23 protein-coding genes are annotated in these 24,165 nt (G+C 58.8%); 14 read left to right on the forward strand and 9 right to left on the reverse strand.

The annotated features are described in order from the left end of the window. Positions 1–75: 75 nt before the first annotated feature. From RYB09_RS19790 to RYB09_RS19805, 4 genes are all read right to left on the reverse strand, one after another. On the reverse strand, positions 76–2,292 hold the full coding sequence (locus tag RYB09_RS19790; RefSeq protein ID WP_058408938.1) for a DNA internalization-related competence protein ComEC/Rec2: 2,217 nt from the start codon (positions 2,290–2,292) through the stop codon (positions 76–78). Between the two features lie 136 nt (positions 2,293–2,428). Continuing rightward, positions 2,429–3,217, reverse strand: coding sequence for an ABC transporter permease (locus RYB09_RS19795; RefSeq protein ID WP_058401669.1), 789 nt, complete (start codon positions 3,215–3,217; stop codon positions 2,429–2,431). Next, positions 3,214–4,146: an ABC transporter ATP-binding protein gene (locus RYB09_RS19800; protein ID WP_058408939.1), complete on the reverse strand. Its 933-nt coding sequence runs from the start codon at positions 4,144–4,146 to the stop codon at positions 3,214–3,216. Before RYB09_RS19800 ends, RYB09_RS19795 begins: the two co-directional genes overlap by 4 nt. A gap of 183 nt (positions 4,147–4,329) precedes the next feature. Beyond that, entirely contained in the window at positions 4,330–4,953 is a 624-nt protein-coding gene (locus tag RYB09_RS19805; protein WP_004657835.1) for a glutathione S-transferase, read from the reverse strand. 162 nt (positions 4,954–5,115) lie between these two features. Here RYB09_RS19805 and RYB09_RS19810 point away from each other — a divergent pair, with 162 nt between their 5' ends. The 3 genes from RYB09_RS19810 (at position 5,116) to RYB09_RS19820 (ending at position 9,106) form a co-directional block, all read left to right on the forward strand. Beyond that, positions 5,116–7,563, forward strand: coding sequence for an acyl-CoA dehydrogenase (locus RYB09_RS19810; protein WP_058408940.1), 2,448 nt, complete (start codon positions 5,116–5,118; stop codon positions 7,561–7,563). A 76-nt stretch (positions 7,564–7,639) separates the two neighbouring features. Further along, positions 7,640–8,050: a PA2817 family protein gene (locus RYB09_RS19815; RefSeq protein ID WP_004657828.1), complete on the forward strand. Its 411-nt coding sequence runs from the start codon at positions 7,640–7,642 to the stop codon at positions 8,048–8,050. Positions 8,051–8,251: 201 nt separating this feature from the next. Then, entirely contained in the window at positions 8,252–9,106 is an 855-nt protein-coding gene (locus RYB09_RS19820) for a pirin family protein (RefSeq protein ID WP_058408941.1), read from the forward strand. 107 nt (positions 9,107–9,213) lie between these two features. On the opposite strand, the gene aceE is transcribed toward RYB09_RS19820, so the two are convergent. Continuing rightward, positions 9,214–11,883: a pyruvate dehydrogenase (acetyl-transferring), homodimeric type gene (aceE, locus tag RYB09_RS19825; protein WP_058408942.1), complete on the reverse strand. Its 2,670-nt coding sequence runs from the start codon at positions 11,881–11,883 to the stop codon at positions 9,214–9,216. Positions 11,884–12,027: 144 nt separating this feature from the next. Here aceE and RYB09_RS19830 point away from each other — a divergent pair, with 144 nt between their 5' ends. Further along, on the forward strand, positions 12,028–12,480 hold the full coding sequence (locus RYB09_RS19830) for a MarR family winged helix-turn-helix transcriptional regulator (RefSeq protein WP_058401664.1): 453 nt from the start codon (positions 12,028–12,030) through the stop codon (positions 12,478–12,480). A 2-nt stretch (positions 12,481–12,482) separates the two neighbouring features. Here RYB09_RS19830 and RYB09_RS19835 read toward each other — a convergent pair whose 3' ends face one another. Then, positions 12,483–13,586 carry a transketolase-like TK C-terminal-containing protein gene (locus RYB09_RS19835; RefSeq protein ID WP_122258283.1) on the reverse strand — a complete coding sequence of 368 codons (1,104 nt, stop codon included), beginning with the start codon at positions 13,584–13,586 and terminating at the stop codon, positions 12,483–12,485. Between the two features lie 289 nt (positions 13,587–13,875). Between RYB09_RS19835 and RYB09_RS19840 the strand changes: the two genes are divergently transcribed. Then, complete coding sequence (locus RYB09_RS19840; RefSeq protein WP_057422269.1) at positions 13,876–14,619, forward strand: helix-turn-helix transcriptional regulator; 744 nt, start codon at positions 13,876–13,878, stop codon at positions 14,617–14,619. A 1-nt stretch (position 14,620) separates the two neighbouring features. Here RYB09_RS19840 and RYB09_RS19845 read toward each other — a convergent pair whose 3' ends face one another. Further along, positions 14,621–15,301, reverse strand: a complete 681-nt coding sequence (locus RYB09_RS19845; RefSeq protein WP_316889881.1) for an acyl-homoserine-lactone synthase — start codon at positions 15,299–15,301, stop codon at positions 14,621–14,623. A gap of 217 nt (positions 15,302–15,518) precedes the next feature. Between RYB09_RS19845 and RYB09_RS19850 the strand changes: the two genes are divergently transcribed. From RYB09_RS19850 to RYB09_RS19870, 5 genes are read left to right on the forward strand one after another with little or no spacing between them, the layout of a single operon-like run. Next, on the forward strand, positions 15,519–16,715 hold the full coding sequence (locus RYB09_RS19850) for an aminotransferase class I/II-fold pyridoxal phosphate-dependent enzyme (protein WP_122258284.1): 1,197 nt from the start codon (positions 15,519–15,521) through the stop codon (positions 16,713–16,715). Further along, positions 16,708–17,226, forward strand: coding sequence for a DUF6190 family protein (locus tag RYB09_RS19855; RefSeq protein ID WP_058401660.1), 519 nt, complete (start codon positions 16,708–16,710; stop codon positions 17,224–17,226). Before RYB09_RS19850 ends, RYB09_RS19855 begins: the two co-directional genes overlap by 8 nt. Continuing rightward, the gene (locus RYB09_RS19860) at positions 17,216–18,013 is read left to right on the forward strand and encodes a dihydrodipicolinate synthase family protein (protein WP_122281461.1); all 798 of its coding nucleotides are present in this window, start codon (positions 17,216–17,218) and stop codon (positions 18,011–18,013) included. Before RYB09_RS19855 ends, RYB09_RS19860 begins: the two co-directional genes overlap by 11 nt. Then, entirely contained in the window at positions 18,013–18,870 is an 858-nt protein-coding gene (locus RYB09_RS19865) for an iron-containing redox enzyme family protein (protein ID WP_316889885.1), read from the forward strand. Before RYB09_RS19860 ends, RYB09_RS19865 begins: the two co-directional genes overlap by 1 nt. After that, a complete protein-coding gene (locus tag RYB09_RS19870; protein ID WP_002552658.1) occupies positions 18,854–19,090 on the forward strand; it encodes a Rieske (2Fe-2S) protein in 237 nt (78 codons plus the stop codon). The genes RYB09_RS19865 and RYB09_RS19870 overlap by 17 nt, the downstream gene beginning before the upstream one ends. Before the next feature lie 41 nt (positions 19,091–19,131). Here RYB09_RS19870 and RYB09_RS19875 read toward each other — a convergent pair whose 3' ends face one another. Both RYB09_RS19875 and RYB09_RS19880 read right to left on the reverse strand, forming a co-directional pair. Continuing rightward, the gene (locus RYB09_RS19875; protein WP_058408948.1) at positions 19,132–20,313 is read right to left on the reverse strand and encodes a patatin-like phospholipase family protein; all 1,182 of its coding nucleotides are present in this window, start codon (positions 20,311–20,313) and stop codon (positions 19,132–19,134) included. Positions 20,314–20,345: 32 nt separating this feature from the next. After that, a complete protein-coding gene (locus RYB09_RS19880) occupies positions 20,346–21,278 on the reverse strand; it encodes a lipid A biosynthesis lauroyl acyltransferase (protein WP_058408949.1) in 933 nt (310 codons plus the stop codon). A gap of 120 nt (positions 21,279–21,398) precedes the next feature. On the opposite strand from RYB09_RS19880, the gene minC reads away from it, so the two are divergent. The 4 genes from minC (at position 21,399) to RYB09_RS19900 (ending at position 24,163) form a co-directional block, all read left to right on the forward strand. Beyond that, positions 21,399–22,139 (forward strand): septum site-determining protein MinC, encoded by a 741-nt coding sequence (minC, locus tag RYB09_RS19885; RefSeq protein ID WP_002552655.1) that lies wholly within the window; start codon positions 21,399–21,401, stop codon positions 22,137–22,139. A 231-nt stretch (positions 22,140–22,370) separates the two neighbouring features. Further along, complete coding sequence (minD, locus tag RYB09_RS19890; protein ID WP_003382726.1) at positions 22,371–23,183, forward strand: septum site-determining protein MinD; 813 nt, start codon at positions 22,371–22,373, stop codon at positions 23,181–23,183. Further along, complete coding sequence (gene minE, locus RYB09_RS19895) at positions 23,183–23,437, forward strand: cell division topological specificity factor MinE (protein ID WP_002552653.1); 255 nt, start codon at positions 23,183–23,185, stop codon at positions 23,435–23,437. The genes minD and minE overlap by 1 nt, the downstream gene beginning before the upstream one ends. Before the next feature lie 90 nt (positions 23,438–23,527). Next, positions 23,528–24,163: an RluA family pseudouridine synthase gene (locus RYB09_RS19900; protein ID WP_122258285.1), complete on the forward strand. Its 636-nt coding sequence runs from the start codon at positions 23,528–23,530 to the stop codon at positions 24,161–24,163. Positions 24,164–24,165 lie beyond the last annotated feature (2 nt).

Genomic DNA, 24,165 nt, shown 5'->3' on the forward strand with positions numbered 1-24,165 from the left:
CACTCCCTCGAAAAATTGGCGCCACTCTATCATAGGGTCGCCAAGTGCCGAACGCCGAGATCGATATCCCTTCACTCAGTCACGCCAGAAACGCCGTTGCGCGCGCTCTGCCTGCGGCGTGCCGAACGTACCCAGACGCAGACTGACAGCGCCCAGCTCAGCGCTGTCATAACTGGCCATACCCAGCCATCGATAACGCGCCATGACCAACGGATGCGGGTGGCCGAAGGCGTTGTTACGGCCACGGGAGATCAGCACGCCAACCGCTCCGACGGCCTGAAGAAATACTTTGGATGACGAGGTCCGGCTGCCGTGATGCGGGGACTGCAACCAATGGGCACGAAGGTCGAAACCGCTGGCGATTGCCGCACGTTCCGCGTCGACGTCGATATCACCCGTCAGCAGCAGACGCTCGCCCCCGGCGTCGACACTCAACATGCAGGATGCGGGATTGCCATCAGGCCCCTGCTCCCAGCGCCAGGTGGAGAACACCACCCCATCCCACTCCCAGCGCGCATCGCTCTCACACAAGCGCGCGTCGAGTTGCGGCGCGAGCCTGGCCAGCTCACCGCCCAGTACACGGTCAACCGGAAATGCCTGATGAACCGCCGCTGCGCCCCCGGCATGATCGGAGTCGGCGTGACTGATCAACATCAGGTCCAGATGACGCACACCGGCCTTGCGCATGGCGGGCACGACCACGCGCTGACCGATATCGAACTCGCCGAAACGTGGACCTGCGTCGTACAAGAGCGTGTGATTTCGAGTGCGCAGGAGAATGGCCAGGCCCTGCCCCACGTCCAACTGCAATACTTCTACCTGGCCTGCAGGCACTGAGTCGAGCGGCGGAAAAACGCACAACAACAGCAATGGCCAACCCAGCGGACGCATCGGCACGCCTTTGGGCAGTAATAAAATGAAGGCCCCGAGCAGACTAAGCAGCCACGCCCAGCCCGGCATTGCACTGGGCAACCAGGCGGGCAAGACCGCGGCAACCCAGCCGAGAAACATAAACAGCCACTCCAGCGCTCCTCCGGCCAGCCAGAGCAAGCCTTCGCCCACAACAGGGACCGGCAGCAGCAGTGTTCCAAGCAACGCAGGCGGCAGGACGATCAAGCTGACCCAAGGCACAGCCAGCAAATTGGCAAACGGCCCGCTGAGGCTGATCGGCAGGTTCAGCGCCAGCAGAACAGGCAGCAAGCCAATTGCGATCAGCCACTGCGCACGCGTCCAGCTTTGCCACCAATTCCAGGCACCGAGACGTCCACTGAAAATCAGCACCAGAATGCCAACCGCCGCGAAAGACAGCCAGAACCCCGGCTGCAGTGTCACCAGCGGCTCGAAAATCAGCACCGCGTTGAATGACAGTAACAACGGCCAGACAACGCCCAGGTGCCGAAAGCGCAAACGCCACAGCAGCACCATCGCGACCATCACACAGGCACGCCGTACCGGCACCTCGAAACCGGCCAGCAGCCCGTAACCCAGCGCAGCGATGAACGCCAGCGCACAGGCACAAGGCAGCCAGGGTAAAGCCCGTGGCCACAGCCCCCAGCGTGCAAGGCCTGCGACCAGCGCGTAAATCACCCCGGCCAGCAAACCGATATGCTGGCCGGAAATCACCAGCAGATGCACCGTGCCGGTGTCCTGCAGCACCTGCCAATCGGTGCTCGACAACCCGGAGCCATCGCCCAGCACCAGCGCCGCCAAGCCGCCCTCTCTGCCCTGCGCATCGACCGCCAGCAAGCGCTGACGAATAAGGTCGCGCCACGCCCCGTGCGCAGGTGTCAGCAGTTGACCATCCACCACCGTACCGGTGGCACCGATGCGCTGCGCCAACAGCCAGGCTTCGTAATCAAAAGCATCAGGATTGACCAGCCCGGCCGGCCGCTTGAGTTTGACCGCCATGCGCCAGCGCTCACCGCTGTTGACCTGCGGACCGCCGTACCACGCCACCCGGATGCGTGCAGGCAATATGGCCCTGCGCGACCTTGCCCCTTCCAGTTCGAAACGCACCACGCCCTCGGCGACACTGGGCAAACCGACTACCTTGCCTTGCAGCCAAAGCGTCTGACCGTCCAGACGATGAACCAGACGGTCATTCAACGCCCACTGCGCAGAAACACACGCCCAAGTAAAACCGAGCAGGAACAGCGCCAGTGGATAGGTACGAAGCGGTAGCAGCATCAACGCCAGTATCGGCATCAGCAGCAACAGCCAGGTCGGCGGCAAAGCAGGCAGAAAGCGTAAGGCCACAAGCCCCGACGCGAGCGCGATCATCCCTGTGCGCATGGTGATTCCTTGAAGCGGAAAGCTTCAAGGATCAGCGCAATATCGAAATGTCGGAAGTGATGGTGTGTTGCAAAACCTGAACAGCCGTTCTCGGCAGACAGGCGACCCGCCAGGCTGGCGGGTCGCAAAGCATGTGTTACTGACGCATACCGCGCCCGCTCACCAGCAACCGTGCGCAGCCGAAGTACAGCACAAACGTTGCCACGATCATGAACGCCAGGGCGATGCTGATCTTGATGTCGGAGACGCCCAGAATGCCGTAGCGGAAGGCGTTGACCATGTGCAGGACCGGGTTGGCCAGCGACACGGTCTGCCAGAACGGCGGCAACAGGTTGATCGAATAGAACACGCCGCCCAGGTAAGTCAGCGGGGTCAGGACGAAGGTCGGGATGATCGAGATATCGTCGAAGTTGCGCGCGAACACTGCGTTGATGAAGCCCAGCAGCGAGAAGATGGTGGCGGTCAACACCACCACCAGAATGGTCACGCCCAAGTGGTGCACTTGCAGGTCGGTGAAAAACATCGACAGCATGGTGACGATGAAACCGACCATCAGACCACGCAACACACCGCCCAGGGTGTAACCGACCAGAATGGTGTGCGGGGAAACCGGCGAGACCATCAGTTCTTCGATGGAGTGCTGAAACTTGGCACCAAAGAAGCTGGATACCACGTTGCCGTAGGAGTTGGTGATCACCGACATCATGATCAGCCCCGGCACGATGTACTGCATGTAGGTAAAGCCGCCCATGTCGCCAATCTGGCGGCCGATCAGGTTACCGAAGATCACGAAGTACAGAACCATGGTGATCGCAGGCGGCAGCAGGGTCTGCGGCCAGATCCGCATGAAGCGATGGACCTCGCGGTAAACGATGGTCTTCAGGGCAATCAGGTTGGGGCGCAACTCGCCGCTCTGCACAGTCATAGCGCCACCTTCGCAAGGTTTTTTTCCACCAGGGACACAAACAACTCCTCAAGGCGATTGGATTTATTGCGCAGGCTCAAGACTTCGATGTTCTGGAAAGCGAGCTGGCTAAACAGCGCGGTGATGCCGACATTCTTGTCGACCTGAACTTCCAGGGTGTGGCTGTCGAGCAAACGGCAAGGGAAACCGGGCAGCTGCGGCGCGGTCTGCCAGGACGCCTTCAGATCCAGCACGAAGGTTTCGACAGTCAGGGTGCTGAGCAATTGCTTCATGCCGGTGTTCTGCACGATCACCCCGTGGTCGATAATGCCGATGTTGCGGCACAGCTGCTCGGCCTCTTCCAGGTAGTGCGTGGTGAGGATGATGGTGATGCCTTTTTGATTCAGTTCGGTCAGGAACGTCCACATCGAACGGCGCAACTCGATGTCCACACCAGCAGTGGGCTCATCGAGGATCAACAGGCGCGGCTCGTGAATCAGCGCACGGGCGATCATCAGACGCCGCTTCATGCCGCCGGACAGCGAACGAGAAGGCACATCGCGCTTTTCCCAAAGCCCCAGCTGCGTCAGGTACTGCTCGGCGCGCTCCTTGGCGATTTTCGCCGGGATGCCGTAGTAGCCCGCCTGAGTGACGACGATGTCCAGGGTCTTCTCGAACTGGTTGAAGTTGAACTCCTGCGGCACGACACCGATGCAACGCTTGAGCGCGGCGGGCTCGCGATCCAGGTCGTGGCCAAAGATGTTCACCGTACCGCTGGTCTTGTTAACCAGCGTCGAAATGATACCGATGGTGGTGGATTTGCCAGCGCCGTTGGGGCCCAGCAAGGCGAAGAAATCACCCTCGGCGACGTCCAGATCAATGCCACTCAAGGCCTGGAAACCGTTGCCGTAGGTTTTGGTTAGCTGCCGAATGGACAGAGCGGAAGACATATCGGAAAGAGTACTCATCAGGAAAAAGGAATGAAGCAGACCGGGAACACACGCCTGTCATGACGACCCAGGCATGCAATGGTGCTTGGCTGGGTCATTCAAGTACAGACACATCTGTTAATAGTAAATATCAAGAGCCGGACATGAGCCCGGTCAACTATTTTAAAGGCTCAGACTGCATGCTCAGGTCAGCGGACTCATGACGGCCTTGCGATACGCCGGACGCGTCTTGAGGCGTTCATACCAGGCTTGGAGGTGGGGCAGCGGCGGACGTTCAATCGGCATTTCGAACCAGCCGTAGGCGAAGCACCCCAGGGGAATGTCGCCCATGCCGAAAGCCTCGCCGGACAGGTAAGGCTGGCGAGACAGTGCCTCATCGGCGACCAGCAGCAGGCTGTGCAGGGTCTTGATGCCTTGCTCGATGGCCGGCCAGTCCTGTTTCTCGGGCGGCGTGCGTACCACGCCCCAGAACACCGGGCTGAACGGGGCCGCGATGGTCGAGGAGGTCCAGTCCATCCACTTGTCGGCGTTGGCGCGGGCCTGAAGGTCAGCGGGGTACAGGTCCGAGTCCGGGGCATGGCGGGCGGCCAGGTAGCGTACGATCGCGTTCGACTCCCAAAGCACGAAGTCGCCGTCTTCAATCATGGGAATCCGGCCATTGGGGTTTTTCGCGCGGTAAGCCGCTTCATTGACCAGCCCGAATGCCCCACCGGCGTCCTGCGTCTCATAGGGCACGCCCACTTCTTCGGCAATCCAGAGTGCCTTGCGCACATTGCTGGAATTCTTCCGTCCCCAGATCTTGAGCATTGCGTTCCCCTCGCAGTCGCTGATAAATAAAGGCTCACAGTCTACCCCGAAGCGGCGGCAACTTCCTCGTCAACCAGGGGTCACTATCGATGTCGCCTCACCACTGCCCGGCGACCAGTTCTTGATCGCTGCCACGGCGGCGGTCATCACGGAGGAATACCTATGCTGTTGTTGTGGATTGTAGTGCTGGTCGTCGGCATTGCCTGGCTGGCCCATCGGCGTACCGCCCCGCTCCCGGCGCTTGGCGTGGTAGCCGTCTACCTGCTGGCCATGGGCATTTTCAGCCACGCGCCAGGATGGCTGCTGACTGTTTTCTGGGTGCTTTGGCTGGCAGTGTTCGTACCTGTTGTGCTGCCCGACCTGCGCCGTAAGCACTTCACTGCGCCCATGTTCAGCTGGTTTCAGAAAGTCCTGCCGCCCATGTCGGAAACCGAGCGCGATGCGATTGACGCCGGTACCGTCTGGTGGGATGGCGAGCTGTTCAGCGGTCGCCCGGACTGGGACAAGCTGCTGGCCTACCCAAAAGTCCAGCTCACCGAAGAAGAACAGGCCTTTATCGACGGCCCGACCGAAGAACTCTGCGCGATGGTCAGCGACTGGGAAATCGGCCAGGCAATGGACCTGCCGCCCGAAGCCTGGGCGCACATGAAAGAACACGGTTTCTTTGCCCTGATCATTCCGAAAGAATTCGGTGGCAAGGGCTTCTCGGCCTACGCCCACTCTCAGGTGGCCATGAAGCTGGCCACCCGCAGCGGCGACCTGGCCTCCACCGTGATGGTGCCTAACTCCCTCGGCCCTGCTGAATTGCTGCTGCATTACGGCACCGACGAACAGCGCAACCATTACCTGCCACGTCTGGCACGTGGCGAAGATATCCCCTGCTTCGCGCTGACGGGTCCATTGGCAGGTTCCGATGCGGGCGCGATGCCCGACACCGGAATCATCTGCAAAGGCCAGTGGCAAGGCGAAGAAGTCATCGGCCTGCGCCTGACCTGGGAAAAGCGCTACATCACCCTTGGCCCGGTCGCCACCCTGCTTGGCCTGGCCTTCAAGGCTTACGACCCTGAGCATCTGCTAGGCGAAGAAGAAGATCTGGGCATAAGCCTGGCATTGATTCCAACCGACACGCCAGGCGTTGAAATCGGCCGTCGCCACTTGCCGCTGGGCGCGGCGTTCATGAACGGCCCGAATTCGGGCAAGGACGTCTTTGTCCCACTGAGCTACCTGATCGGTGGCCAGCCAATGCTTGGCAAAGGCTGGATGATGCTGATGAACTGCCTGTCGGTAGGCCGTTCGATTTCGCTGCCCGCGGTCGGCACCGGCGCTGCCAAGTACACCAGCCTGGTCACAGGCCAGTACGCCAAGGTGCGCGAGCAATTCAATGTACCGCTGTCGGCGTTCGAAGGTATTCAGGAAGCACTGGCGCGTATCGGCGGCAACGCCTGGCTGATGGACAGCGCGCGCATGCTGACCGCCAATGCGGTCGATCTGGGCGAAAAGCCCTCGGTGCTCTCCGCGATCCTCAAATACCACCTGACCGAGCGTGGCCGCGAATGTATCGGTCACGCCATGGATGTGCATGGTGGCAAGGGCATCATCATGGGCCCGAACAACTACCTGGGCCGCAACTGGCAAGGCGCGCCGATCTTCATCACCGTCGAAGGGGCGAATATCCTTTCACGTAACCTGATGATCTTTGGCCAGGGTGCCATTCGCTGCCATCCATTCGTACTCAAGGAAATGGCCTTGGCCGGGCGCGAAGACAAGCAGCAGGCGCTGCTCGAGTTTGACGCGCTTCTGCTCAAGCATATCGGCTTTGCGGTGAGCAACGCTGCCAGCACACTGATTCTTAATCTGGGCTTTGGCCATTTCGAAAGAGCACCGGGCAACAGCCTGAGCCAAGGCTACTTCCGCGCGTTGAACCGTCAGGCAGCAGCGTTCGCGATGTTGGCGGACTTGAGCATGATGCTGCTGGGCGGCGAGTTGAAACGCCGTGAGCGCCTGTCGGCGCGTCTCGGTGATGTGCTCAGTCATATGTATCTGGCTTCGGCGGCACTCAAGCGCTACCACGATCTTGGCTCGCCGGATCACATGAGCCCGCTGTTTCGCTGGGCCATGGAAGAAAGTCTGGGCCATTCAGAACGTGCCATGGACGAAATTCTCGGCAACTTCCCTAACCGTGTGCTGGGTGGGCTGTTGCGTGCAGTGGTGTTCCCGTTCGGTCGTCGTCACAAGGGCCCTTCGGACAAGCTGGACGCCGAAGTTGCACAGGTACTGGGCCGCGCCAAGGGCGATCCGACACTGGAGGAGTTGCTGGCAGGCTGCTATCGCCCGCAATCGGCAGAAGATCCGGTCGGCGCGCTGCAACACGCCATCGACTTGCTGAGCGCCGCCTATCCGCTGCACAAGAAGCTGCAAGTGGCGCTCAAGAGTGGTCAGATCAAACCGGCCGCAGGCGAGCACGCCATCGACGCTGCGTTGCGCATCGGTGCCTTGCAGGCAGAAGAGGCACAGACACTGCGTACAGCCGAAGCCGCCCGTCGCAAGGTGATCGACGTGGATGATTTCGACAAGGAAGAACTGACCCAGGCAGCGGGCAAGATTCGCTGATAGTCAGGTCACACCACACAGCAGGCGCGTAGAGCTTTATACTCTCGCGCCTGTTTTTGCATTTGAGGATTACCCGATGGCCGACGCCACTCTCGATCACCAACTTGGCCTGCTGGCACACCTGCGCAGCATTCTGGTCGCGCTGGGCGAGGCCGAGCAGGTTCCGGAAGAAAGCCACGCGCTGTTCATGGAGCGCTTCGACGAACTGGTCGAGCAACTGCCGCAGGACCCGATAGAAAGCCAGTACCTGGGCCAGGACATCCTGTGTCAGGTCATCCAGCGCTACCCGCAAATCGCCCACCTGGTGCCTCGCGACCTGCTGTGGTTTTTTGCCGGTGACTGCCTGCATTTCATGCCGGATGATGAAATCGAGCTGTATCAGGCGCTGGAAGAGCGCCGTTACGAAGCCGAGCAGAACGATGAACCATTTGACTGGAACCAGGAAAAGCAACTGCTGGCCATGTCGACACAGGGCAGCAAACACTGATCACCCAGTGCTCTCAAGCCTGGCCCGGAGGCTATTCCGGGCAGGTTGCCTGTTACTCACGCCAATACGTATCAGCAGGCAACACATCGACAAATACGATCATTCCGTTCCGGGATTCGAATCAGTTTATCGAATAGACAGGCATACCATGACACTCCCTGGCGCCTGAAAAGGCCACCTGATAAGGAGTGCTCTCTTTCCATGACTCAATTTCGTAAAGTCCTGTCGATTCAGGCAGGCCAACCTGCCTCTGACGGCGCGGGAGTCAAACTGACACGCGTTTTCGGCGGACGGGGCGTGGAACAATTCGATCCATTCCTGATGCTGGACGAGTTCGGGTCGGACGTGCCTGATGACTATATCGCGGGCTTTCCACCTCATCCGCACCGTGGCTTCGAAACCGTGACCTACATGCTTGAAGGCCGCATGCGTCACGAAGACCATATGGGCAATGTGGGCCTGCTGCAGGGCGGCGGCGTACAGTGGATGACCGCCGCACGCGGGATCATTCACAGCGAAATGCCTGAACAGGAAGAAGGCACCATGCGAGGTTTTCAGCTATGGCTGAACCTGCCGGGCAAGAACAAGCTGAACGACGCCAGTTATAAGGACATCCAGCCGGAAAACGTTCCTCGCCTGACCACTGCAGCCGGTGTGCAGGTGGTGGTATTGGCCGGGCATTTCGACGATGGCCAGGTTCAACAGGCCGGTGCGGTACAGCGCCCGGATACCGAGCCCCTGTACTTTGACTTCGACATGCCTGCCGGCAGTCGTATCAGCCCGCGCATGCCCGAAGGGCATCTTGCATTGCTGTACGTTTACGAAGGCAGTATCGAAATAGAAGGCAGCGCACAGTCAGTGAGCAAGCGCCATCTTGCGCGCCTGTCTGACACCGGTGATTTGCAGATCAGCAGCACCAAGGGTGCACGCGTCTTGTTGATTGCCGGCAAGCCCTTGCGCGAGCCGATCGTGCAGTACGGGCCGTTCGTGATGAACACCCGCGAAGAGATTGACCAGGCGTTGCGTGATTTCCGGGAAGATCGTCTGACGGCGTGACAGGCTAAAGTGAGCAGATACTCTCACGCAGGTAATCAGGAAACCGTGCACCTCGCTTGAAGTGCACGGTTTCGCAACTACTGTCTCGTGACAGAGACGAGCGCGACTCAGACCAGCACAGGGTTCTGCTTGCCTGGGTCGATCTTGTAGCGTTCGATGGCCTGGGCCACGACCTTACGCTCGACCTTGCCGTCATCGGCCAGCGCCTTGAGCGCAGCCACAGCCACGAAGTAACGGTCCACCTCGAAGAAATGACGCAGCGATTCACGGGTATCGGACTGACCAAAACCATCCGTACCCAGCGCCACGAAACGACGCAGGGGTACGAATGGACGGATTTGGTCAGCGAAAATCTTCATGTAATCCGTTGCTACTACGACCGGCCCTTCCCTGTCGGCGAGACAGCTTTCAACGTAGCTCAGGCGCGGCTCCTGCTCAGGGTGCAGCAGGTTCCAGCGCTCGACGTCCTGGCCTTCACGGCGCAGCTCGGTGAGGCTGGTAACACTCCAGACTTCACTGCTCACACCAAAGTCGTCCTCCAGCAATCTGGCGGCTGCAATGACTTCGAGAAGGATCGACCCGCAGCCCATCAATTGCACGTGTTTGCCGGAGTTGACCGACGCACTGGCCTGCAATGGGTACATCCCTTTGATAATGCCGGCTTCGGCGCCCTCGGGCAGATCAGGGTGCGGGTAGTTCTCGTTGAGCAAGGTGATGTAGTAATAGATGTCCTCATTTTCGGCAAACATGCGGCGCATGCCGTCCTGAATGATCACCGCCAGTTCGAAGGCAAACGTCGGGTCGTAAGACACACAGCACGGTATCGTCGACGACATCACGTGGCTGTGCCCGTCATCATGCTGCAGGCCTTCGCCCATCAGCGTGGTCCGGCCTGAGGTGGCCCCCAGCAGAAAGCCCCTGGCCCTGGCATCACCCGCCGCCCAGGCCAGATCGCCCACACGCTGGAAACCGAACATCGAATAGAAGATATAGAACGGCACGGTCATCACGCCATGGTTGGCGTAGGACGTACTGGCTGCAATCCATGAGGAAATGGCGCCGGACTCGTTCAGCCCTTCCTGCATGATCTGCCCGTCGGTGCTTTCCTTGTAGTAGCTCAGTTGCCCTGCATCCTGTGGCGTGTACAACTGACCGACATGGGAATGGATGCCGATCTGGCGGAACAGGTTCTCCATACCAAAGGTTCGCGACTCGTCCGGCACAATCGGCACAATCAACTTGCCGATGTTCGGGTCCTTGAGCAGCGTCGAAAGGATGCGCACAAAGGCCATGGTCGTCGATATACCGCGATCACCGGTGCTTTTCAGCTGGGTATCCAGCACCGAAAGCGGCGGAACCTGCAAGGTGGCCGCGTCACTGAAACGCGCCGGAATGTAACCGCCCAACTGAGCCCGGCGGGCCTTGAGGTACAGCGCTTCGGTACTGCCCTCGGCGGGTTTCAGATAAGGCATGTCGCCCAGTTGATCATCGGTGATGTCCAGAGAGAAACGGTCGCGGAAGGCCCTGATTGCCTCTGCCCCGAGTTTCTTCAACTGGTGATTGATGTTCTGCCCCTCGCCCGCCTCGCCCATGCCGAAACCTTTGACCGTCTTGGCCAGAATCACGGTCGGCCCGCCCTTGTGACGCATTGCGGCAGCGTAGGCGTTGTAGACTTTTTCCGGATCGTGCCCGCCCCGCGAGAGCTTCCAGATATCGTCGTCGCTCATGTCGCTGACCAGCTCCAGCAACTCCGGGTACTTGCCGAAGAAATGCTCACGCACGTAGGCGCCGTTCTGGGATTTGTAGTTCTGGTACTCGCCGTCCACGCATTCCATCATGCGCTGACGCAGCAGCCCGCTCTTGTCCTTCTCCAGCAGCGCATCCCAGCCACTGCCCCAGATGACCTTGATTACGTTCCAGCCAGCGGCGCGATACAGGCTTTCGAATTCCTGAATGACCTTGCTGTTGCCACGCACCGGGCCGTCGAGACGCTGCAGGTTGCAGTTGACCACGAAGATGATGTTGTCGAGCTTTTCGCGCCCGGCCAGCGCAATGGCCGCCTGAGACTCGGGCTGGTCCATTTCGCCATCGCCGAGAAATGCCCAGACCTTGCGGCCCTGATGCTCCTTGAGCCCGCGATTTTCCAGGTAACGCATGAAGCGCGCCTGATACGCCGCCGTAATTGGCCCAAGCCCCATGGAGACCGTAGGGAACTGCCAGAAGTCCGGCATCAGACGCGGATGTGGATAGGACGAAATGCCATCGCGATCCGTTTCGCGACGGAAGTTGTCCAGTTGCTCTTCGCTCAGGCGACCTTCCAGGTACGCCCTGCCGTAAATGCCCGGCGAAGAATGGCCCTGAATGTAAACCAGATCGCCAGCGAACTGCTCGGTACGGCCACGGAAGAAGTGATCAAACCCCACGTCATAGAGCACGGCGGCAGACGCGTAGGAGGCGATATGGCCGCCCACACCGGAATGCTTGCCGGCACGCAGTACCATCGCCAGGGCGTTCCAGCGGATGAACGCGTTGATACGCTTTTCAACCTGAAGGTCACCCGGATAAGGCTGCTGACGGTCGCTGGGAATAGTGTTGACGTAGGGCGTCGTGACCCGACCATAGAAATCGCCGTGTTGAGCGACATCGAAGTCCAGCAACTGATCGATCAGGTAGTGCGCGCGCGGGCGCCCTTCACTGTTGAGTACCGACTCAATCGATTCGAGCCATTCGCGGGTTTCTTGCGGATCCTCGTCAAGAAACCGGGGTTGCTGTGCCATCGTCGTCTCCTACTGTGATGCGGCAGTGGACGCCGGACAGGCGTCTGCCTTGAAAAATCTGATTGCAATTGCAATCACATGCCGGAATTTATCCCGTGCTCGGTTACTATTGCAACCCTCAAGAATTTCAGACAAAGGTGATTCATGTCGTCAGCCGAACCGGATACGTGGTTCAGATTCGTCAGGGCGCACCGCTGTCTTATTCGCGAAATCGAACGACGTCTGGCGGCGGCCGAGCTGCCCCCATACGCTTGGTATGACGCGCTCTGGGGTGTGGAAAGCGGGCCTCAGGGCATGCGCCGCATGCATGAACTGGCCGATGTCATGGCCATCGAACGCTACAACCTGACCCGCCTCATCGACCGCCTTGAAAGCGAAGGGCTGGTGGAGCGCCACAGGTCCGACAGCGACGGCCGGGGCGCTGTGGCAGCGATCACCGACAAGGGCCGGGCACTGCGCAAACAGATGTGGCAGATCTACGAAACGGCGGTTGACGAGCTGTTTCTGGCGCAATTCGACGCCCCGCAGCGCCGCGTGTTTGCTGATGCGCTGGAGCGTGCCGCACTGGCAGCCCGACAAAGTGGCAGTACAAGCTGACATCAGACCAGCCGATAGCGTTGCAGGGCGAGTTTCAGCGGCTCGTAACTCAGTTGCCCGCCCTCCGCAAGCGCGGTCAGGGCCTGAACGACAATCCACTCGGGGCTGATTGCAGGCTTACCTTGCGGCGCAGCGGAATCGGCTCCCAAGGCAACAAACCGTCCGGGGACATGTTCACGCAGTTGCTCGGCCACGGCCTGCGGATAACCGGTGACCGCCACCACGGCGTCGTGCCCTTCGCCGAGGCAATCACGCAGGTGCCAGGACCGAGGGGTCTTCAAGGGATGGAAACGATTCCAGCGTCGGCCAGAGCCGGCATCGCGCGCCAGTCGGGTATAGCTGGGGCAGCTCCAGATTTCGCAATCGACATTCCAGTGCTCCTTGAGCAGGCTTGCCGCCTGATGCACCGAACGCAGGGCCAGGCCCGCGCCCAGCAGGCGTACGCGACGGCCGTCATTGCCGGAAACGGCATCGCCAACCCGATACATACCTTGCACAGCCGCCGCAGCCTGCGTCTCGCTCAACGCACTGACCTGATCATTGGATTCGTCATGCAACGCCATGTAATAGAAACCGGCCCGGCCCTCAACATACAGGCTGTGCAAGGCGTGCAGCGTGATAGCCCGAGCCTCCGCGGCATCCGCAGGGTCATAAGGCTGACACTTGCGGTTTGAAAGGAGCCACAACGGCAGCCACGGATGAGCGCCCTTGGGCCAGCGAGATGGCAGCGTCTCGATGTCGTTGCAGAAAATTCCACGTTGGGATGACTCCGATGCCAGCGCGCTCAGTTCGGCCGAGGTTTCGCTGCTGATCATGTAGATCAGAGGCAATTCGACCTTGCCGGCCTGAGCAGCAAATCGCAAAGGCCAGGCGCTGGCGAGCACGCCCTCCTGCTCGCAGACCATGTGCTTGCTGGCTCGCACTACCGATATGCGCCGCGAGGTAGACGGGTCTCGCGTCAGGCGCTCAACGATGTCGGCCATTGCAAACAGGGGTGAACAGCACCCGCGCAGTGCAAGCCCCGCAGCCGCTTGAATCTTTTCCATGCAAGCCAGCGCTGCGACCCGGGTTTGCGGCGCCAACTGGTGGCCATTTGCGCTGTTCATCTCTACTCCTTGCTGTCGGACAAGCGTCCTTGCACCATAATGGAACGAAGAATATGATTGCAATCGCAACAAAATCATAATTGGTGTGCGTGATCACAGTGCAGGGCCCAACGCCCGAACACGCGTGCACTCGCATGCGAATGCTTCGACGAGCGCACTTTTTTACAGCCTAAACCTGTGTTCAAAATCAAAAGACACAGGTAGTCCATGTTTTCATGTACTACTTAAATTACAAATGAGGATAATGAGTACAGCCAGGCCGAGAACAAAACAATAAACAAGGTATTACATGGAGGTTCGTACCGTGAAAGCCCAACTTGACTGCCCACCGTTGAAGATAAACGGGGCCCCCGCCCCGCTCCGTCAACTGATCGAAGACTTTGAAAACGATCTGCACCACATTGGCGATTTCACTTATGCCTACTTTTCCACGCCCAAGACGCGTAATGTCAAACCCGTCATTTTGTCCAATTACCCCGACTCCTGGCTGAAATCTTATGTAGCCTCAAACTATCACCTCATTGACCCCATCATCAAACATGCCTGGCATAGCATTACGCCATTCTTCTGGAGAGAGGCCCGCAATGCCGCTCAAGGCGTCGAGACCGACGATTTCCTGAAACGATCGGCCAAATATCAACTGTCCTCGGGGGCCACTTTCACCCTGCACGATGCCAGCGGGCTTTTTGCCGCACTGAGTCTTTGCAATGCCCGGCAGCAGAATGATTTCGATCAGCGAATCCGCGAAAAGGCCGCCGATATCCAGATGAGTCTCATCCGCTTCCATGACCGTTTGATCAAGACCCGAGCGCCCCATGAACTCTTTCCGCAGCCCACCCAGTGCAAGTTGTCCACCCGCGAAACAGGTGTGTTGAAATGGGTGGCCATGGGCAAGTCGTACAGCGAAATCGCTGAAATATTTTCCATCTCGGAACGCACCGTGAAGTTTCACATGTCCAACGTCTCCAGCAAGCTCGAAGTGCGCACTGCCAAGCAGGCAGTCTACAAAGCAATCAACATGGGCATGGTCTGACTCAGGCAGCGCTGTGCATGCAGGCTGGCGGTGCGGGGTCTGACACGCCAAGCGCTATCGGCCAACGCAGCAGGTCATCCGTAACAGGCTGTCTGAGGGCAATATTCCCGAGCAGCCGCTGATGGTTGTCGGCCGTCACCGGCATCTCCAGCAGCAGCACTGTCTCGCCTGGCGATGCTTCACCGGTCGACAGCACATGGTGCTCCCATCCGGACTTGCGCACGATCCGCGCCATTGCCTTGCTGACCACCGTGATGATCGATTGCAAACCGGACAACGCAGCATGGTTGTGCATGGAGAACAGCAGCATTTCGGTCAGTGGTGCGTGCAGAATACCCAACGAGCGTGCCCGAGCCGTGTCGACAAAGAACCGACTCGACTCCGCCATGGCAGCATTTTTGGGCGCAGGGCAGTCAAAAAAACTGCGGAATGGGCCTTCCAGCATGTAGGGATCACAGGTGTTGATCAGCCTTAGTCCGGCCAGCGGAACCCCGTTCCAGCTTCCGACAAGGTAAGTGGTATTGGCATTGTCGTATTCATCAAATTCAAATGCATGACTCACACAAACTTTCCACTCAAGCCGATCTGAAAAAATCTTCTTGCGCATGGAATATAGCGTTTCCAGCAACGTAACGGGCATCGTCGTGTAACTGGCTAACTGAAACTCAAACCCGCTCGACATATAAACTCCACCTTGCACAACCAGTGTGAAGCATCGCGTATTTCAAACGGTAAATCTACTGTACCTAAGAACAGGTCCATACCTTGAAATATAACATTCTGTTATTTGCACTTAGGTACAGTGTTATTTCAGCCAAAAATAAGGAAATCTGCTTGGGCGTTCTGGATATCCAGGACGGCTGCGCCCCAAACAATAATGACTCCATAGGGATAATGGTATGAACAGTCTATATGCCGGTATCGACACCTTGAACGCGGTTCCTGTTCTGGACGATATTACCCAACACGAAATCTCTGCCCTCAAAACCCGTTTCAACCTGGCCGATGCGCACACTCATCAGGATCAGAGCGACACTCAGCGCATGATCGTCGCCAGCCTGCCCGAGCTGTGGTATCAGGCGCAGAACCAGACCCAATACCAGAGTGAGCAGGCCTTCATTCATGCCTTTTTCACCTTCCATGGCCAGCACCATGCGCTGAAACGCCACGACGAAATCTATCTCGTCTACGCAGCGTCCATCGCCATGCACATTACCGCGACCTACCTGCGCAAACAGAACATGAGTGTCGGGCTGATCGAGCCTTGCTTCGACAACCTGCACGATCTCTTGAAACACATGGAAGTGCCCATGTCGGCACTCGATGAAAGCCTGTTCACCTCATCGACCGAGGTGTACGCAAACTTGCAGAAAGCGGCCATCGGGCTGGATGCGATCTTTCTGGTCGATCCCAATAACCCGACCGGTTCCAGCCTGTTTGCCGGCGGACCGGATACGTTCGTCGAAGTGGCCAGATACTGCCGCGATTACAACAAACTGCTGATACTCGATTTCTGTTTCGCCTCGTTCTTCAAGGCGGCCGGTCGGGAACGCGTGGACGCCTACGCGATTCTCGACGATATCGGCACGCAATACCTGGTCATGGAAGACACTGGCAAGACCTGGCCGCTACAAGACACCAAATGCGCCACCCTCATGGCCAGCCAGGACATCAACGCCGATATCTACAGCATCGTCACCAGCGTCCTTTTGAACGTCTCGCCATTCATCCTCAATGTGGTTACCCGCTACATCGAGGACAGCAACGACGATGACTTCAACTCCGTGCGTTCGGTGCTGGACGTCAACCGCCGCATGGCCCGGGCGGGTCTTGAGGGCAGGGTTTTGCAGTATGTGGAACCGATGATCGACACCAGCGTGGCGTGGTTCGAGATTCTGCCCACTGGCATTAACGCCGATGAGTTGCAGGCTTATCTGCTGCAATGGGACGTGTACGTGCTGCCGGGCAAATATTTCTACTGGAGCCAGCCCGAAAAAGGCCAGCGTTACATACGTCTGGCACTGGCACGCAAACCGGACGAATTCGCGGCTGCGGTTCAGGTCATCGCCAAGGCACTGGAGAACTTCCATGTCTGACTTCGACCTGCCAATGATCGACGCAACAGTGTTCATGGGCATGCACCACGCCGATCCCGGTGTGCGTGACAAATCCCTGGGCTTCTTTTCCCGGTTCTACGAAAGCAGCGTGCAGATGAATTTCGCCCAGATAGGCATTTGCGACGCCATTATCTGGAAGAAAAGCCGTGCCTTGCAGGACGTGTACTACCCGTTCATGGATGTACTGCACACTGACATGGCCATCCAGCGCCAGGGCTGCAGCGAATACATACTCCAGCGCGCCGCGACGGACACACTGCTCAAAGGCCTGCCCGTCGAAAAGAAACTGCTGGCGGCGCAGGTACTGGAGCAGGAAATCCCGTTTTATACCCACGATCCGGAGCTGCTGCGCCTGCACGTCCTGCAGCCTTTCCTGCAGCCGTTCGAAAGCCCCGTCAGACAGCCTGCGTTCCCGGAGATGTTGCAACGTCTCTATGACCAGTCGAGTGCCATGGTGATCCGCAACGAGGACTTTGAACATGTCTGGTAAAACCATTCTGGTGCCGCTGGTAACGCCTCTGAACGAACAGGCGCAGGTCTGCGAAACCAGTCTTGAACGTCTTTTGAGCAGCCTCGCAGCCCACGTCGACGGCTACATTCCATGCCTGACCTCCGGAGAAGGCTGGCGGCTGTCGCGCCAGCAGTGGCTACAGATGCTGGAGCTGACCCTACGCCACGCAGGCGACAAGCTGGTCATCGCCGGGATTGAGCGCAGTTCGACGCAGGAGGTACTGGACTTTGCCCTGATGGCTCAGGATGCCGGCGCGCAAGCGGTGATGTTCACCTCGCCGTTTACACCCGGTATCAGTCAGCAGGTGATCATCGACCATTACCAGACCATTCATGACGCGACCCGTCTGGATATCTTCATGTACAACGAGGCCGCCCTGTCAGGCAACGAGAAGACCTTCGCCACCCTCGAAGCCATCGCGCAGTTACCCAGGGTGATTGGCCTCAAGGACTCGCCATCCATGCCTCGCTCGCAGGATCAGGTGGATGCCATTCGGCAACAAGGCGTCGACTACTTTATCGGCTGGGAAATGCAGCTGGCTGGCGAACTGGAGTCCGACGGCAACGTGGTGTCCCTCGCCAACCTGGAACCGCTGCTCTGTCGGCAGGCGGCTGCCCGCCAACAGCCAGCGCTCAGTCAGGAAATCGCGACGCTCAATGAACGGTATCTGCTGAGTGCGTCCGACTGGTACGCCCAGGTCAAGCGCGAGCTTAAAGCCCGTGGCGTGATCGACAGCGACCGGGTTATGACCGAGGAGGCTGCTTAATGGAAAACATGCAAAAGCAACTGTTTCTGGCCAATCGTGCACTTATCGAAAAACTCGTGCCTATCCCACAGGAGCTCCTGGCATTCGAGCAGCGCTGGATCGACGACGCCATCGAACGCAGCATGACTGCGGATGTTCCAGGTGATCTCGCCGGTCTGCGCAGGATGCTGGCCGAACTGGTCGAACTGGAGAGCAGCGAAGTACCGCCCAGCGCGCACTATGTCGGCAGCGACATGACGCTCGACGAGTTCCGGATTCTGGTTCAGGAGTTTGCGCTGGATGGTCTGACCGAAGCGCAGGTTTTCTATCATCTGATGCCCAGGCTCAGCCTGCCCGCGCAAATGCCCATGCTGCGCATGATGATCGACGAGTTCGGCTCGGGAAACCTCAAGCGCTCGCATACCACGCTGTATCAGGACCTGCTGCGCGAACTGAACATGCCGCTGGACCTGCAATTCTACGTGGAGGCCAACTCCAGTGCCGGTTTCACCTTTCCCAACATGTTCTGCTGGCTGGCCATGCGCGCGGATGACCCATCATGGTTTGCCGGGGTCATTACCTACTTCGAGACCGTGGTACCGTTCTTTTTCGAGTGTTACACCCAACTCTGCGAGCGCTTGCAGATCCAGGCTCATACCTACTACTCAGAACACGTTCATATCGACGTTTTCCATGCCATCGAGGGGCAGCGCCTGCTCAAGGCCATGGACGTCAGCGGTGATCTGGACCCGGTAAAAGCGTGGCGCGGCATATGCATGGGGCGCGAGATCACCAACCTGGCATTCGACCTGGCCGTAGAGAAAGCTCGTCGACTCAAGCACTTCAACAAGGAGGCCAACCTTGAACGAGCCTGCTGAGTTTCGTCGTCCCGACACGTTCACCGTGCATATCGGCCAGGAGCAATACCTGGTACCGAGTAGTTGCCCACATCGTGAGGGCTGGCTGGAGCATGGCGTGGTCAACGAGAAACGCCGGTCCATTACCTGCCCCCTGCACTTCTCGGTGTTCAGCCTCGAAACCGGAGAGCAATTGAGCGGCCCGCCTTGTGGCAACCTGCAGGTTCGGCGACTGAGGTAGAAGCGCGTCCCACGGCAGGATTGGCTCCTGCCGTGGAGGCGTCATGTGAGGCGCAGGAACCTTTTCAGTTCCGCACCCTGGGCAATCGCATCGTGTCGGCCCAATTCGATCAGTTCGCTGCAATAACCCGATTCAAACAACAGATAGCTCAGGACACTGGCGCCACTGCTTTTGGTCGCGCCCGGCCCGCGGAGGAACGTGCGCAATGCAGGCGGAAGTTCACGGCGGTGCCGGGCAGCGATTTCGTCCAGCGGGCGGCTTGGGGAAATCACCAGAACTTCCACCGGCTCCATACCCGGCTGCCTGATCTGATCGCCAGGCAGCAACGCGCTGGCCATGTTCAAGCGCTCCAGCAACTCGATATCGCTTTCCAGATTATCGATGAACGTGCTGTTGAGCATGTGGCCGCTGATCTGCGCCAGACTTGGCTGTATGCCGATTGGCGCACGCGGCGCCGGCCTTTCGGTTTTCAGCCCGCGCGGATTGCCGCTAACGCCTACGACCAGAACACGATTGGCACCCAGATGCAGCGCCGGACTGATCGGCGCCGACTGACGCACGGCACCGTCACCAAAGTATTCCTGATCCAGCATCACCGGGGCGAACAGCAAGGGAATGGCTGAACTGGCCAGCAAGTGATCCACGGTCAGTTGAGTCGGACGGCCGATACGCCGATGGCGCAGCCAGGGCTCGATGGTGCCACGGCCTTGATAGAACGTGACTGCCTGCCCTGATTCATAGCCAAAAGCTGTTACCGCCACGGCGCGCAGGTGATGGGCATCAATGGCGGCCTCGATTCCGGACAGGTCCAGCCGCTCGTTGAGCAGTTCACGCAGAGGAGAGCTGTTGAGCAAGGCAACCGGGATATTTCGCCCGAAGCCCATCAGGCTGCGGCCGAAAAAACGGCTGGCCTGATGAATCACACCAGACCAGTCGCTGCGCAGCACCTGATGGCTGCGGAACGACTGCCAAAACTCGGTCAACTGGTGAATGGCAATGCGAAAGTGCAGCGCGCCGCTGGCCAGTTTCACCGCGTTGATCGCCCCGGCCGACGTACCGACAATGACCGGAAAGGGATTGGGAGAACCAGGCGGCAGCAAGTCGGCAATGCCGGCAAGTACGCCAACCTGATACGCAGCACGCGCACCGCCACCTGACAAAATAAGCCCGGTCACGGGCTCGACTTCGGTTACAGCCTGGGTCACTACTGCGGTATCTGGCATCTACAACTGGCCTCAGTGGTCAACGACGCTTTTTATCTACGTTTGTTATATAGCTTCGGTTCGCCAGCCGGTCGACTCTTGAAGCGCCGATGCGCCCAAAGATACTGTTCCGGGCATTCAGTGATAGCACTTTCTACCCATTGATTGATACGCAAGCAATCGGCTTCGTCGCTTTCACCCGGAAAATCCTGCAGCGGTGGGTGAATAACCAGCCTGTAACCGCTGCCGTCCGCCAGACGCTGCTGAGTGAAGGGCACCACTTGAGCACGGCCCAGACGAGCAAATTTGCTGGTAGCGGTCACGGTCGCGGCCTGAATGCCGAACAGCGGCACAAAGATGCTCTGCTTGGCGCCATAGTCCTGATCCGGTGCATACCAGATGGCCCGGCCGGCACGCAGCAACTTGAGCATGCCACGCACGTCGTCGCGCTCGACAGCCAGCGAATCAAGGTTGTGCCGCTCGCGTCCGCGACGCTGGACGAAATCGAACAGTGGGCTCTTGTGTTCGCGGTACATGCCGTCGATGGTGTGTTGCTGGCCCAGCAGCGCCGCGCCGATCTCCAGCGTGGTGAAGTGCAGCGCCATCAGAATCACGCCCTCGCCTTTTTGTTGGGCATTCTGCAAATGCTCAAGCCCTTCGACATGGGCAAGCCTGGCCAAACGTTTTTTCGACCACCACCAGCTCATGGCCATCTCGAAGAAGGCGATCCCGGTGGAGGCGAAGTTTTCCTTGAGCAGACGCTTGCGCTCGGCCGCAGACAAATGAGGAAAACACAGCTCAAGATTGCGTGACGCGATATTTTTTCGATCAGTGGCCACTCGGTACATGACCGCACCCAATGCCCGACCGATGGCCAGCAGGGCGCGAAACGGCAACTGGACAACCAGCCATAAAAGCCCCAGCCCCAGCCACAACGGCCAGAAACGGGGGTGAAGGAAACTGGCTTTAAAGCGCGGGCGATCCATTTGGGCTTCCGTCAGAACAAAGGCCGCGCATTCTACAACGGTTCTACCTGCTTGCGGCTCGCGGGCGTTCTCGCTATAAGTCTCGGCACTTTTAGCGACAAGCTGTTGTGTATATCAACCATGAGCCAGATTGAATCGCAAAACCCGGAACCTGTATTTCAGCTCAAGGGCAGCATGCTCGCCATCACCGTGATGGAGCTGGCCCGGACCAACCTTGAAGCGCTCGACCGGCAACTGGCGGCGAAAGTGGCACAAGCCCCCAACTTCTTCAGCAATACGCCGTTGATCCTGGCTCTGGACAAACTCGCGCCGAACGAAGGCCCGGTGGATCTCCCCGGGCTGGTGCGTATCTGTCGCCAGCACGGTCTGCGCACCCTGGCGATCCGTGCCAACCGCATCGAAGACATCGCTGCAGCCATTGCCGTTGATCTTCCGGTGCTGCCGCCGTCCGGCGCACGTGAGCGCGTAATCGACCCGATTGAAGTCGAAGCGCCGAAAAAGATCCCGGAAAAACCACCCGAACCGCTCATTAAGCCGACCCGCGTGATAACCGCTCCGGTGCGCGGCGGTCAGCAGATTTATGCCCAGGGCGGCGATCTGGTTGTGGTTGCGCCGGTCAGTCCCGGTGCGGAACTTCTGGCCGATGGAAACATCCATGTGTACGGCCCAATGCGCGGCAGGGCACTGGCGGGAATAAAAGGCGACACGAAAGCACGAATCTTCTGTCAGCAGTTGAGTGCAGAGCTGATTTCGATTGCCGGGCAATACAAGGTTTCCGAGGACTTGCGCAGGGACCCGCTATGGGGCTCGCCGGTCCAGGTCAGCCTGTCAGGTGATGTGTTGAACATCATTCGTCTTTAACGGATACTGCCGCAATTTTCAAAGTATCTCTGATTCGTCGCGAAACCGTCGTGAAGGCGGCAGGAAGTTCTGACAAGCACTGCTTTTCAGCGGGTATATGAGTTGAAAGTAATAGCTTAACGCTACCTTTCCGGAATCAGACCCCAGAATTGACACAATGCTTCGACGGGCGCGGCGCCAGGAGATGCTCTTCAGGGACTTAATGTCCTTTTCCTCTAGGGGTGATACACCTTGGCCAAGATTCTCGTTGTTACATCCGGCAAGGGTGGTGTGGGCAAGACCACCACCAGCGCCGCTATCGGTACCGGTCTCGCATTGCGTGGTCACAAGACAGTCATCGTCGACTTCGACGTCGGCCTGCGTAACCTCGACCTGATCATGGGTTGCGAGCGTCGTGTCGTGTATGACTTCGTCAACGTGGTCAATGGCGAAGCCAACCTGCAACAGGCGCTGATCAAGGACAAGAAGATCGAAGGCCTGTTCGTGCTGGCCGCCAGCCAGACCCGTGACAAGGACGCACTGACCAAGGAGGGCGTTGAAAAAGTCCTCATGGAGCTGAAGGAATCGTTCGAATACATCGTCTGCGATTCGCCGGCCGGCATCGAGACCGGTGCTCACCTGGCCATGTATTTCGCCGATGAAGCGATCGTCGTGACCAACCCCGAAGTATCCTCTGTGCGTGACTCCGATCGTATGCTGGGCCTGCTGGCCAGCAAGTCACGTCGTGCCGAACGCGGCGAAGATCCGATCAAGGAGCACCTGCTGCTCACTCGCTACAACCCTGAGCGTGTCAGCAAGGGCGAAATGCTCGGTGTGGAAGACGTCAAGGAAATCCTTGCTGTTACCCTGCTCGGCGTGATCCCCGAATCCCAGGCTGTCCTGAAAGCCTCCAACCAGGGCGTACCGGTCATTCTCGATGACCAGAGCGACGCTGGCCAGGCCTACAGCGATGCCGTTGACCGCCTGCTGGGTAAAGACCGGGAACATCGCTTCCTGGATGTGCAGAAGAAAGGATTCTTTGAACGTCTGTTCGGGGGTAATTAATGAATATTTTTGACTTCTTTCGTGACCGCAAAAAAGAAAGCACGGCCTCGGTAGCGAAAGAGCGTCTGCAGATCATCGTTGCGCACGAACGCGGCCAGCGCAGTACCCCGGACTACCTTCCTGCACTGCAGAAAGAGCTGGTGGAAGTGATCCGTAAATACGTCAATATCGAGTCCGATCAAGTTCAGGTTGCGTTGGAAAGCCAAGGCAGCTGCTCGATTCTGGAACTCAATATCACCCTGCCAGATCGCTGATCAGGCAGTCGCTTGCGGCGGTATCGGCGCACTTCTCAGGAAGCTGCGCCCTTACCGCCGTTGGCGTTTCTAGCGTTTCGAGGCCGTTGCATGCCGTTGTCGAACATCCGCATCATTTATCAGGACGCAGCCGTTCTGGTAATCGATAAGCCTACCCTGCTGCTTTCCGTCCCCGGCCGCGCCGATGACAACAAGGATTGCCTGATTACCCGCCTGCAGGAAAACGGCTTCCCCGAAGCCCGCATCGTCCATCGTCTGGACTGGGAAACGTCGGGCATCATCCTGCTGGCCCGCGATGCCGACACGCATCGCGAACTGTCGCGTCAGTTTCATGATCGCGAAACCGAAAAAGCCTATACCGCACTTTGCTGGGGTCAACCGTCGCTGGACAGCGGCAGTATCGACCTGCCGTTACGCTACGACCCGCCCACCAAGCCCCGGCATGTGGTTGACCACGAGGCAGGCAAGCACGCGCTGACATTCTGGAAGGTCGTCGAACGCCACGACACCCACTGTCGGGTCGAACTTACCCCTATTACCGGTCGCTCGCACCAACTGCGGGTGCACATGCTGTCGATCGGTCATCCGCTGCTGGGCGATGGTCTGTATGCCCATCCCGAAGCGCTGGCGGCGTACCCGCGCCTGTGCCTGCATGCGAGCATGCTGAGCTTTACCCATCCGGGCACCGGCGAGCGGTTGACCTTCGAGTGCCCCGCGCCTTTCTGATC

Origin of the sequence: Pseudomonas syringae group sp. J254-4 (genome assembly GCF_032586855.1) — a bacterium.
In the GTDB taxonomy this organism is placed as follows: domain Bacteria; phylum Pseudomonadota; class Gammaproteobacteria; order Pseudomonadales; family Pseudomonadaceae; genus Aquipseudomonas; species Aquipseudomonas amygdali.

Coding starts and splice junctions, on each gene's coding strand:
- RYB09_RS19900 (WP_122258285.1), top strand. CDS start 23,528: ATGCCGTTGTCGAACATCCGCATCATTTATCAGGACGCAGCCGTTCTG.
- RYB09_RS19815 (WP_004657828.1), top strand. CDS start 7,640: ATGGCCGACGCCACTCTCGATCACCAACTTGGCCTGCTGGCACACCTG.
- RYB09_RS19880 (WP_058408949.1), bottom strand. CDS start 21,278: ATGGATCGCCCGCGCTTTAAAGCCAGTTTCCTTCACCCCCGTTTCTGG.
- RYB09_RS19865 (WP_316889885.1), top strand. CDS start 18,013: ATGGAAAACATGCAAAAGCAACTGTTTCTGGCCAATCGTGCACTTATC.
- RYB09_RS19855 (WP_058401660.1), top strand. CDS start 16,708: ATGTCTGACTTCGACCTGCCAATGATCGACGCAACAGTGTTCATGGGC.
- RYB09_RS19830 (WP_058401664.1), top strand. CDS start 12,028: ATGTCGTCAGCCGAACCGGATACGTGGTTCAGATTCGTCAGGGCGCAC.
- RYB09_RS19800 (WP_058408939.1), bottom strand. CDS start 4,146: ATGTCTTCCGCTCTGTCCATTCGGCAGCTAACCAAAACCTACGGCAAC.
- RYB09_RS19790 (WP_058408938.1), bottom strand. CDS start 2,292: ATGCGCACAGGGATGATCGCGCTCGCGTCGGGGCTTGTGGCCTTACGC.
- RYB09_RS19820 (WP_058408941.1), top strand. CDS start 8,252: ATGACTCAATTTCGTAAAGTCCTGTCGATTCAGGCAGGCCAACCTGCC.
- RYB09_RS19850 (WP_122258284.1), top strand. CDS start 15,519: ATGAACAGTCTATATGCCGGTATCGACACCTTGAACGCGGTTCCTGTT.
- minE (WP_002552653.1), top strand. CDS start 23,183: ATGAATATTTTTGACTTCTTTCGTGACCGCAAAAAAGAAAGCACGGCC.
- RYB09_RS19835 (WP_122258283.1), bottom strand. CDS start 13,586: ATGAACAGCGCAAATGGCCACCAGTTGGCGCCGCAAACCCGGGTCGCA.
- aceE (WP_058408942.1), bottom strand. CDS start 11,883: ATGGCACAGCAACCCCGGTTTCTTGACGAGGATCCGCAAGAAACCCGC.
- RYB09_RS19840 (WP_057422269.1), top strand. CDS start 13,876: ATGGAGGTTCGTACCGTGAAAGCCCAACTTGACTGCCCACCGTTGAAG.
- RYB09_RS19805 (WP_004657835.1), bottom strand. CDS start 4,953: ATGCTCAAGATCTGGGGACGGAAGAATTCCAGCAATGTGCGCAAGGCA.
- RYB09_RS19795 (WP_058401669.1), bottom strand. CDS start 3,217: ATGACTGTGCAGAGCGGCGAGTTGCGCCCCAACCTGATTGCCCTGAAG.
- RYB09_RS19845 (WP_316889881.1), bottom strand. CDS start 15,301: ATGTCGAGCGGGTTTGAGTTTCAGTTAGCCAGTTACACGACGATGCCC.
- RYB09_RS19875 (WP_058408948.1), bottom strand. CDS start 20,313: ATGCCAGATACCGCAGTAGTGACCCAGGCTGTAACCGAAGTCGAGCCC.
- minC (WP_002552655.1), top strand. CDS start 21,399: ATGAGCCAGATTGAATCGCAAAACCCGGAACCTGTATTTCAGCTCAAG.
- RYB09_RS19810 (WP_058408940.1), top strand. CDS start 5,116: ATGCTGTTGTTGTGGATTGTAGTGCTGGTCGTCGGCATTGCCTGGCTG.
- RYB09_RS19860 (WP_122281461.1), top strand. CDS start 17,216: ATGTCTGGTAAAACCATTCTGGTGCCGCTGGTAACGCCTCTGAACGAA.